Genomic DNA, 11,262 nt, shown 5'->3' on the forward strand with positions numbered 1-11,262 from the left:
AATATATTTCAAAGTTGGCACAGTAAATGCTTTTCTAATAATTAGAAATTATCGAATAGTGGTTCCTGTTAAAACGTGTTGAACCACACTCTGTTTAAACCTAGGAGATGGTCAAATGGCATTAACAGTAAATACTAATGTGTCGTCATTGAACGCACAGCGAAACTTAACAAAATCTGGCGAAGGCCTAGCAACGTCAATGGAACGTTTATCATCAGGTATGCGTATTAATAGCGCAAAAGATGATGCCGCAGGCTTACAAATTTCAAACCGTTTAACCTCACAAATAAATGGTTTATCAGTGGCTCAACGTAATGCCAATGATGGTATTTCAATGGCGCAAACTGCTGAAGGTGCAATGAATGAATCGACTAATATATTACAGCGAATGCGTGAACTTGCACTACAATCAGCAAACGGTTCAAACTCAGCAGAAGACCGTGAAGCACTTCAAAAAGAAGTATCAGCACTTCAGGTTGAATTAACCCGTATTGCTGACACAACCTCATTTGGTGGTCAGCAATTATTAGATGGCAGCTACGGTAGCAAAGCTTTCCAGGTGGGCGCTAATGCAAATGAAACTATTAACGTATCACTATCAAGTGTAGCAGCTGAAAAAATCGGTTCTAACCAGGTCAATCTTCAAGGGGCTACCTTAACTACAGGTTCTGACGGCTTTGGCCAAGTTACAGCCACTGCTGCGGGGGCATTATCTGCAAGCACTACTGTTTTTGGTACGCTAGATATATCAGGTCGAGAAGACTCTCAAGTAACCATACAAAGTGGCTCTACTGCTGCAGAAGCGGCTGATGCCATAAACAGTGTTAAAGATGCTACAGGTGTTACTGCACAAGCTAGAACTGAAGCGCGCTTGGATATATCAGGTACAGCTACACCTCCGGGTGAATCCGTTAGTTTTGAACTGAATGGTGAGAAAGTTTCGTTTGTAGCTACGGGAACAGCAACAGGCGATGAACAAGCAATGGCTGAGGCTATCAATAAAGCAACAGATGAGCATGGTGTAACAGCAACGTTAGACAATGGTGTACTTTCAGTATCGAATAATAGCGGCGATGATATAGAAATTGAAGAATTTGCTGGCGGAGCTAGCTCTTCATTACTCATAACTCCGCGTGGCTACGATGATACTGTAGGGGAGGCTGTTACATTAATAACTGGCGCAACAGACTCAGCTAGAGTCGCAGGTGCCATTCAATTAAATTCATCAGAAACATTTACAACAATAGCGCAAAATGACGAGATTGATAATGTGACGACGAAGGTAACTAGCCAGCTTGAAAATGTAGCGGATATAAACATAACTGACCAAAAAAGCTCTCAGGGCGCACTTTCTATTATAGATAACGCTATTGCAAACATTGATGCACAGCGAGCAAGTTTAGGTGCTGTACAAAACCGCTTTAGCTTTACAATTAACAACCTCGCAAACATTGAAGAAAATGTGTCGGCATCACGTAGTCGAATTCAAGACACCGATTTTGCTACTGAAACGGCTGAGATGACCAAAAACCAAATACTGCAGCAGGCGGGCACATCAATCCTTTCGCAAGCAAATCAGGTTCCACAGGCAGCAATTAGCTTGTTAGGTGGCTAAAAAACCTTACTTTGAGTGATTATAAAAACGCGCCTATTTAGGCGCGTTTTTATATTTTTAACTTATGTGCGTACAATTTATAAAGCTAATATATGGATAATGTAAAAAATAAAAATTATTATTGCACATAAAATCAAAGGTTTATTATTTTTTGTTAGAAATATTCAAAATTAAATCAAAATACTGCTAAAGATAAGTTTTCTCCTGCCGTTAACTTAACCAGTACAGAGCTTGAACATACAATTGTGACAGCTCTTGGTTAAATCTAAACAGTCACATTACGAAAGTAATCAGGAGTTTTATTATGATTTCAGTAAATACAAATGTATCTTCATTAAACGCTCAGCGTAACCTATCTACCTCAGGCTCTGACCTTGCAACGTCAATGGAGCGTTTATCATCAGGTATGCGTATCAACAGCGCAAAAGATGATGCGGCAGGTCTACAAATTTCAAACCGTTTAACATCACAAGTAAATGGTTTAGCAGTAGCACAGCGTAACGCTAACGACGGTATCTCAATGGCGCAAACAGCTGAAGGTGCAATGAGCGAGTCTACAAGCATTTTACAACGTATGCGTGAGCTAGCACTACAATCTGCTAACGGCTCAAACTCAACTGAGGACCGTGAATCACTTCAAAAGGAAGTGTCTGCATTGCAAGTTGAATTAACACGTATCGCAGATACAACATCATTTGGTGGTCAACAGCTTTTAGATGGTAGTTTTGGTTCTAAATCTTTTCAAATTGGTGCTAACTCAAATGAAACTATTAACGTTTCGTTATCAAGTGTAGCCGCTGAAAAAATTGGTACAAACCAAGTTAATTTAAGTGGCGACACTTTAGGTTTAGGTCAGGCGGCAGCGAGTACAGCTAATGGTGTTGGGAGTGCTAGCTATACAATTTCAGGGCGTGAAGAAGCAACTGTGGCAGTCGCTACTGGTGCTACTGCCGCGGAAATTGCAGACTCTATAAATAGCTATAGTGATTCAACTGGTGTTGATGCACAAGCTCGAGCGGAAGCTCAAATTGATATTACTGTTGCTGGAGAGGTTGGTGAAATAATTAGTTTTGATATAGATGGTGCTGGTTTGGCTAGTGGTGATGAAGTAGCAGTGTCGTATGTTGGTACAGGTACGATTGAAGGCGACCAACAAGCGATGGCTGAAGCTATTAATGCCAAAACGGATGATCATGGTGTTACAGCTACTGTTGAAAATGGTAAATTAGCCATATCAAACAACACAGGAAAAGACCTTGAGATTTCTAGTTTTGCAGAGAGTAATGGTACTTCAGGCACAACTGCCACTGCAATGACAGTAGCCGGCGTATCATACGATGGGGCTGTATCAACAACAGCAGCTACATTATCAGTGGCTGGAGGAGGGGAAGTTGTGGCAACTGGCTCTATTCAAGTTAATTCATCTGAAGTATTTAGTGTTACAGGTAGCGCAACGCTCGGTGCAACCACCGAAACTGTAAGCACGCTTGAAGATGTAGCCTCTGTTGATATTACTGACCAAAGAGGTTCGCAAGATGCGCTAGCTATTATTGATAATGCGATTGCAAACATCGACTCTCAGCGTGCAAGTTTAGGTGCTGTTCAAAACCGTTTTGACCACACTATTAGTAACTTGTCTAACATTTCTGAAAACGTATCAGCGTCACGTAGCCGTATTCAAGATACAGATTTTGCGACTGAAACAGCAGAGATGACTAAAAACCAAATCTTGCAACAAGCAGGTACGTCAATCTTATCGCAAGCGAATCAGTTACCACAAACAGCACTTAGCTTATTAGGTTAATAAGTAAAACGTTATAGCTTAATGGGTGGCTAGCTAGTACAAAAAGTCAGTATTAGTTTAAAAAACAAGGAGGTGGCTTTAGCTACCTCCTTTTGTGGTTTAAGGGTATAAATTAAGCTATTGTTAGTCTGATAATTATACAAAATCGGCAATTTTAGGAGGCGTTATGAACACCATTACTTCAAACGCAGAAGTTACTATACCATCAACATCTTTAACTGGTGAAGATAAACAAATAGGCCAGTCTGGTTCAGTATTGACTCAGCGCGCTGTTGATGACGTAAATAAAACGGATGAACAAGGCCCACAAAATCAGTTAAAAAATCAATACGCACAACAAAGCTCTGAGGGTAATAGTTCACAAAATCAACAGCTTGAGCGTGAGCAGCTTGAAAAGGTGGCACAGCAATTGCAGGATTTTATGGGTGATATGAACCGTAGTCTACAATTTCAAGTTGATGAAGACTCTGGGCGTGATGTAATTAAAATACTTGATAAAACCAGTGGTGATGTAATTAAGCAATACCCTTCGGAAGAGGTGTTGAGTTTAGTGTCAAAGCTTTCTGAATCTGCGGGTATTTTAATCGACCAAACCGTTTAGTCGACGTATCGCTGATATATTATTAGTTAAATTTTTTGAGTATAAAGAGGTGAAGTATGTCTATTTCGTTTAATGGCTTAGGCTCAGGCTTGGCTGTATCAGACATAGTTGATGCATTAGTTAACGCTGAGCAGGCTCCTGCTGAGGCTCGTTTAAATACTCAAGCAAGCACTTTAACTACTGATATCTCTGCAGTAGGGGCTCTAAAATCTGCGCTACAACAAGTGCAAACAGCAATGGAAGCGCTAGGTGATGCAGATAATTACCAAAAACGTAGTACGTCAGGCAATGATGATTATATATCGATAAGTGCAGATGAAAACGCTCAACCAGGTAGCTACAACGTAAAAGTTGATTCATTAGCCCAAGCTCATAAATTGTCATCTCCTGCATTTGCGGCCGATGAAGCAATTGGCGCCGGTGTAATTACAATTGGGTCTGGTGAAAACAGTTTTTCTACTGTTTTATCGGCAACTAATACCTTAGAAGATTTACGCGACCAAATTAATAATGGCCCTTTTACAGGCAATGACAGTAACGACTCGGTTGTAGCGACTATAGTAACCAGTGATTCAGGTCAGCATTTAGTGCTTACTAGTAAAGAATCCGGTGAAGACAACGCAATTACTATTACTGTACAAGATGAAGATGGAAACAATACCGATACAGGTGGGTTATCGCGTTTAGCTTACGATGTGTCTGATGCCGACCCATTAAACCATACTACCAACTTAACTGAAGTGAATGCTGCACAAAATGCACAAATAACGATTGATGGCACATTAACGGTATCAAGCAATACAAATGAATTTAGCAATGTAATTGATGGCGTGGATATCACCGCAAAAAAAATGCATGATGTCGACGACGATATAAGTGATATATCGGTAACTGAAAATAATAACAATATAAAAGCAGGGTTAAATAATTTTATTTCTAACTATAACGAATTACTTGAACTTAGTAATAACTTAGGGGCATCAAGTGAAGATGGCGCTGGTGTGATGGCCGGTGATTCGCTATTACGTGGTGTAATGTCTAAGTTAAGAGAGCAGATTACTGACTCTCTGGATTTAGGAAATGGCAACTCATTGTCACTTTCGCAATTAGGGGTTGAGGCAGATCGTTATGGAGTGCTTTCCTTAAATACTGAAACATTAAATGAAAAAATTGATGAAGATGTCGATTTAGTTCAACAGTTTTTTGTAGGCACTGATGAAGACGAAGGTGGCTTTGCCCAGTCTTTTGATGAGCTAATGAGCTTTTACACCGACACTGACGGCATCATCCAAAACCGTATTGACAGTAAAACGAATCAACTAGATGATATTGATGAGCAGCGCGAAAGCCTAACAAATAAAATGGAATCGTTATCTGACAGGCTATACGCTCAATATAACGCCATGGACCTATTGGTAGCAAGCCTTAACTCTACTAGCAGCTATGTACAAGCCCAGCTTGAAAATATGCCTGGTGTGGTAAGTAATAACTCTTAATTTATCATATTAACTATGAACAAAAAAAACCGTTTAAAAACGGTTTTTTTATGCCTAAATATTGTGTTCTAGGTATTTAGTCAGTTTAAAAAGCTGCTAGGGATCGCTAAACCGATTTATAAGCAGAAATAGCTTTACCTGTTTTTTTTTGTTTAATTATGGCTTTTGAAGATTCGTTTTTTGCTACGTTAGCTTGTTCGCTAATAGCATTAATTTTAGTTTGCACAGCTTTAAGTTGTACTGAATTTGGCGGGGTATCACTTTCACACCAGTTCTTAAGCGCATCATTAAGTGTATGAATAACTAACTGTGCTTCATCAGCGTTATTATCGTTTACTAATGATTCGATGTTGCTGAGCAATTTGTTTATATACTCAGCTTTTACTGGCTGCTTCAAACCCATTTGTCTATACCGCAGGAATACGTTGGTCGACAGGGATATTATCCCATCCTTCTTTTATTTCTTTAATAATACCAGATACTTCAGAAATAATGTCAATGTCGTTATCAACGTTCGCTTGCACTAAGCGTCTTTGGCAGTAATCATAAAGAGCGAGTAGATTATTTGATATACTTGGGTCTTGCTCCACTTCTAGATTAAGCGCATCTTGCAGTGCACCTAACAGTAAAATACAAGCAGATATATTTTCACCTTTTTTTTCTATTTCTTTGCGCTCAATAAAACCCTTGGTAGCAGCTAAGCGACCAATAATGTTGCTAAATATAAGGTTAATTTGCTCGTAAGGAGCCATTTCAGCGATGTTGCTGGCACGCACTTGAGAATATTTTTTTAATGAAACATGAGCCATAGGAATTCCTAAATTAAATAAATCATGTGAAAGTTACATTTAAACTAAGCAGTATTAATGCCAGTTTTTAAATTTATCTATTTATCGGCGTTTTAATTTTAAACTTTAGTTAATAATAGGCCATGTTAGTTTTTTGCTCTAGGTAGGGTTGGCATCTATGGATAAAATTTGTCTCAATCTGTGTGGGTTTAACGTGAGACTTATAAATATTAAAAAATGTAATCTAGGCTAAATATGCTCTAAGTTACCTACATAAGACATAATTTAAATCTAAACGTGCGATATAAACAGTTTCATTGTCTAGTTTACCAATGAAAATTATTAATGGTACAAAATTTGCTTCCTAGACTGTGTAAGTATAGTTTACGGAGCGTCTTATTTATACTTTTCAGTTATGCATTAATATTTATATATACTATCAATAATATTGGAGAAGATTTTGAGCGAACAAGAGCTAACGCTAAAAAAAATGATATTACAAGCTACCTTGTTATCAAATTTAGAGTTCCTAAAAAATGCTATGCCCACCATTTATGATGCTTTTAAAAGCTTCCAACCTATAGACACTGGTGTAGCAATTGATGATAATGGCAACGAAAACTTATTTAATAACGGACAATTTGCTTACTCAGAAAACCCACGTGATTTAGCAAAAAATCAGGTTGCCGTATTTTTAGATAATCCTATCTATTCTAGCTATGATATTAAGCACTCCTCAGATGAGCATATTACTTTTAAGCATGCTGCTTTGCTTAAATCAATTCGCAATGTCAGAAATGCCGATACTGGTGGTAAAATCCCCAAACCGACTAATGAAAGTAGATTAGATTTTATATGTTTTTTAGGGGGAGGCCTTGGCTACCAAATAGAAGAATTACTTAATACTAAAAATGTGTTAAATGTTTTTTTGTTTGAACCTAATCCTAGTAGCTTTTATGCATTATTACACTGTATAGAGTTGAAACCCTTGTTTGATAAGTGTATGAATCAAGGCGGGGGCTTTACCATAACAGTTGGTGGAGATGAGTTTTCTGCAGTAAATCAAATTTCGGCATTATTAACAAAGCAAGGCCATTTTAATCTTAGTATTATTCATTTTTTTAAGCATTATGATAGTGAACTTATTACGAAAACAATGAAAAGTATAAAAGAGTTTGGGCATCGTTGGCATGCCGGTTGGGGCTTTTTTGAAGATGAGACCATAGGTGTATCGCATACATTATCAAACCTACATGCTAAATTTCCAATATTAAAAACAGCTTATTCTTTTAAAAATCCATTGAAAAAGGCTGATGTTTTTGTTGTTGCAAATGGCCCTTCTTTAGATTCTGCTATTGAGTTTTTAAAGGAAAATCAACACAACGTGATTATTATCTCATGTGGCACAGCATTAAAAGCATTACTAATAAATAATATTAAACCTGATATTCATGTTGAAATGGAACGAACTGCAGGCTTATCTAATTTTGTAGAAGTAGTAGATCGGACTAGAGATATAACTATAAAACTCAGCGATTTAAATATCGTTGCTTTAAATACGGTATATGATGGGATACTCAAGCGTTTTAAAACAGCTTATTTACTAACTAAAATGAATGATGCAGGTGGACTCCTAATCCGCCGCCTAGATAAAAGAAATAAATATTCCTACCCTATGTATACTAACCCAACTGTTACTAACACAGGTTTGGCTGTTGCAACTGAATTAGGGTTCGAAAAAATATATTTAGTGGGCACCGACTTTGGCTTTGTTTCTCAAGAATACCATCATTCCAAGGATAGTATTTACTTTGATAGCAACTTTGAACACAAAGAAGTAGTAAAAGATAACATGCAAACTAATATGATTGTGAAAGGTAACTTTAAAGAAGAAGTATTCACGACAAATATATTTGACTCATCAAAATCAGGCGTTGAATTATTACTGCAAAGTAAACCATATATCAATGCTTTTAATACTTCAGATGGTGCTTTTATCAAAAACACTACTCCAAAACACATATCTGATATAAAAATAAAAAATAAACTTATTAATAAAGGGAAAAAAATAACGGCACTACTTAAAACTGCATCTTCTAGAGAGCAGTTATTTGATAGTAATATCAATAGCCATATTGACGAAGTTAAAACAAAATTAAAGGTTTTTTTAGAACAGTTATTAGGGCTAACTCCCCCTAACTTTCATACCAGAGAGCAGTTGGCTCAAGCTTTTTCTGAACAAAATAAAATGTTATTAGAGATGCAACATAAAGATGAGACCGTTTTTATTTTGGTCCAAGGGACATTCAAATACTTTCAAACATATATCATGGCGAGCTCTTACTACTATAGTGACTTAGATAAGCGAGCTGAGTTTATAAACTCTTGTATTAACGCGTTTAATGAGCATGTAAATGATACTTATATAGAGTTTATTAAATATTATAATAAGCCTGCTAAAGTTTAAAATTACTCAATTTTTTGGATTTAGTGCACCAGTATTTCTTAATTATTTTATGTACTTTAAAGCCGACAAATCAGTTTATTAGGAGTTCATATTCTATGACACTAAAGCAATGAGAACTTAGAAACTTGGGGTAGGGAGTGATAACAACTTATTATAATTAATAATAGTGACCTGTCTATTTTAGTTACAGCTTCTTAAGTTGAATAACTGAGGTTAAAAGGTCACTTTAATTTTATTGCAATAATGCTTTCTAGTGTTTAGTGGAAGTATAAACGGTAATTATCGGTATGGACTTCCCATCTTTCACTAGACAGTTTCTAACTCAGAAAAATACGCTTCCTCAAACTTAGCAGGTGAAACACCGCCTGTGTGTGAATGGCGTTTTTTTGGATTGTAGAACATTTCTATAAAATTGAATATCTCAGCTTTCGCATCTTCTCTTGTCGAATATATCTTACGCTTAATTATTCGCTTTTTAATCGTCGCAAAAAAGCTTTCAGCAACTGCATTATCGTGACAATTCCCAGCTCGACTCATCGAGGGTGCAAGGTTATGTTCTTTCATAAAGGCTAAGTAATCAGCGCTACCATACTGGCTTCCTTGATCACTATGTACCATTACGTCAGCTTTGGGTTGGCGCTGATAAACTGCCATGAGCAATGCTTTAATTACTAAGTGCTTGTCCATGTTTTTATCCATCGACCAGCCTACGATGCGCCTAGAGAATAAATCCATGACAGTTGCTACATACAAGAAGCCTTCATAGGTTCTCACATAAGTAATATCACTTACCCAAGTTTGATTCGGCGCAGGAGGATTAAACTGACGAGCTAGCAAGTTATCTGCAATGCGCGATGTTTTACCGCCTTTAATATGGCGACGTTTATACCCTATTTGCGGTTTGAGTTTATGTTGGCGCATGATCTTAGCGACACGATTAACACTACATTGCTCACCAGCTTCACGTAAATCTGCGTGTATCCAAGGACTACCGTAAGTGCTACCACTGGCAACGTAAAACTCTCTAATAAGCTTAAGCAAACGATTATCTCCGATTGCTCTGTCACTCTATGGCTTCTTTAACCACGCATAAAAGCCACTGCGGTGTAGCTTAAATAGTTTACACATCGCAACAATAGAAAACTCATTTTGATGCTCACGAATAAAAGCGTACTTTACTCGGGGTTGCTGGCAAAGTACCTTGCGGCCTTTTTTAGAATGTCGCGTTCCTCCGTGACACGTTTTAGCTCGGCCTCAAGTTTGGCGATCCTTAGTTGTTCATCTGATGATTTGGTTTGTTTGGGTTTCTCTGATAACTGGCTCCGCCAGTGATATAACGTTTTGGTACAAATATCTAATCGTTCTGATACTTCAGCAACTGAATAACCACGTTCAGTTATTTGTTTAACTGCTTCTATTTTAAATTCTTGGGTATACCGTTTGCCTTTGCTCATAAAACAGCTCTTTTAAGAATCAATATTTATATACACTGAAATGCGACCGCACTTAAGTTTGGATATGAAAACACTGAATCAAGTACATAAAAAAGACCTGGCGCTTTCGCACCAAGTCTTTCATTAAAACCGTCAACCTATTTCAGGACGGGACGCTTTTCTAATTCAATGCGTTGGATTTGCTTTTTAATTTCATGGATTTCAATCCGCTGGGGCGTCATTGGTGAAGCAGATGATGCTTGGCCATTTCGTTCTTGCTTTAATTGAGTAACTCACTCACTTACTTACTGTGGATTTACCAACACCCATAGCTTTAGCTGCATCTTCTTGTGCGTAGCCTTGATCAACTCTAAGCGGAGCTGTTTCAAATTTAATTGCCGCTGAATTCGTTGCGTACTTTAATTTCGTTATTTTTCACCCAAATTTGTATGCTTATTAGCATAACATTTCTTTCTTAATGGGTGTTCAAAATCACTGTACCACTACAATCATAGTAATAGAGTTATTCATCAAAATATGAAGGGTTAAAGCAACTAACAACTACTCTATCTTGTAATTTTCCATTAAGCATATAGTGATTTTTTAAAGTAGCCTCAATAACCCATCCGGCTCTAGTATAGGCTTTAATGCTACCTATATTGTCACTATACATACCCCCGCTAAGCTTTCTAATATTATGTTTTTCAAACGCTAATTTATTTCCTATTTTGATTGCCTCTGAGGCAAGTCCTTTTCCCCAATAAGCCTTGTTCCAAATAACAGTAACTAGATCGGATATTTTTTGTTTGTTATTTATTGGCCCAATTTTCAAGTTGCCGATATGTTGATCATTTTCAATTAGACATATTGCATACATATAATAAGTTTTTGTATCAAGTCCATTTTTTATATACGCAGTAACAGATTTTTTAGTAAGTTCAGTATTTGTAACTTCTAAAAAAAGTAGTACTTCATCGTCTTTGAAGTTTTCTAAATAAGGCTCAGTAATGTCTGTTTCTATTAGGGGCCTTAAATATATATTTTTCATCTGTATTCCT

The 11,262-nt window shown here is 37.2% G+C and carries 8 protein-coding genes and 3 pseudogenes; 6 read left to right on the forward strand and 5 right to left on the reverse strand.

Features of this window, described 5'->3' with window-relative positions:
• The first annotated feature begins 115 nt into the window (after window positions 1-115).
• The 5 genes and pseudogenes from WDB87_RS10090 (at window position 116) to fliD (ending at window position 5,516) form a co-directional block, all read left to right on the forward strand.
• Window positions 116-1,615: a flagellin gene (locus WDB87_RS10090; protein ID WP_337849811.1), complete on the forward strand. Its 1,500-nt coding sequence runs from the start codon at window positions 116-118 to the stop codon at window positions 1,613-1,615.
• Window positions 1,616-1,919: 304 nt separating this feature from the next.
• Window positions 1,920-2,327: pseudogene (locus WDB87_RS15765) on the forward strand (flagellin N-terminal helical domain-containing protein); the annotation flags it as partial.
• A 600-nt stretch (window positions 2,328-2,927) separates the two neighbouring features.
• Window positions 2,928-3,419 carry a flagellin gene (locus WDB87_RS15770; RefSeq protein WP_443197908.1) on the forward strand — a complete coding sequence of 164 codons (492 nt, stop codon included), beginning with the start codon at window positions 2,928-2,930 and terminating at the stop codon, window positions 3,417-3,419.
• A gap of 166 nt (window positions 3,420-3,585) precedes the next feature.
• On the forward strand, window positions 3,586-4,020 hold the full coding sequence (locus WDB87_RS10100) for a flagellar protein FlaG (RefSeq protein ID WP_337849813.1): 435 nt from the start codon (window positions 3,586-3,588) through the stop codon (window positions 4,018-4,020).
• A gap of 56 nt (window positions 4,021-4,076) precedes the next feature.
• The gene (gene fliD / locus WDB87_RS10105) at window positions 4,077-5,516 is read left to right on the forward strand and encodes a flagellar filament capping protein FliD (protein ID WP_337849814.1); all 1,440 of its coding nucleotides are present in this window, start codon (window positions 4,077-4,079) and stop codon (window positions 5,514-5,516) included.
• A gap of 106 nt (window positions 5,517-5,622) precedes the next feature.
• Here the strand turns inward: fliD and WDB87_RS10110 are convergent, their stop codons facing one another.
• Window positions 5,623-5,919, reverse strand: coding sequence for a hypothetical protein (locus WDB87_RS10110; protein ID WP_337849815.1), 297 nt, complete (start codon window positions 5,917-5,919; stop codon window positions 5,623-5,625).
• Between the two features lie 4 nt (window positions 5,920-5,923).
• Window positions 5,924-6,325, reverse strand: coding sequence for a flagellar export chaperone FliS (gene fliS / locus WDB87_RS10115; RefSeq protein ID WP_337849816.1), 402 nt, complete (start codon window positions 6,323-6,325; stop codon window positions 5,924-5,926).
• 439 nt (window positions 6,326-6,764) lie between these two features.
• On the opposite strand from fliS, the gene WDB87_RS10120 reads away from it, so the two are divergent.
• Window positions 6,765-8,771 carry a motility associated factor glycosyltransferase family protein gene (locus WDB87_RS10120; protein ID WP_337849817.1) on the forward strand — a complete coding sequence of 669 codons (2,007 nt, stop codon included), beginning with the start codon at window positions 6,765-6,767 and terminating at the stop codon, window positions 8,769-8,771.
• Window positions 8,772-9,077: 306 nt separating this feature from the next.
• Here WDB87_RS10120 and WDB87_RS10125 read toward each other — a convergent pair.
• From WDB87_RS10125 to WDB87_RS10135, 3 genes and pseudogenes are all read right to left on the reverse strand, one after another.
• Window positions 9,078-10,225, reverse strand: a pseudogene (locus WDB87_RS10125) (IS3 family transposase).
• Between the two features lie 140 nt (window positions 10,226-10,365).
• Window positions 10,366-10,636, reverse strand: a pseudogene (locus tag WDB87_RS10130) (IS3 family transposase); the annotation flags it as partial.
• A gap of 91 nt (window positions 10,637-10,727) precedes the next feature.
• Window positions 10,728-11,252 (reverse strand): GNAT family N-acetyltransferase, encoded by a 525-nt coding sequence (locus WDB87_RS10135; RefSeq protein WP_337849818.1) that lies wholly within the window; start codon window positions 11,250-11,252, stop codon window positions 10,728-10,730.
• Window positions 11,253-11,262 lie beyond the last annotated feature (10 nt).

The organism is Pseudoalteromonas sp. C12FD-1 (assembly GCF_037414265.1).
Lineage (GTDB): Bacteria > Pseudomonadota > Gammaproteobacteria > Enterobacterales > Alteromonadaceae > Pseudoalteromonas.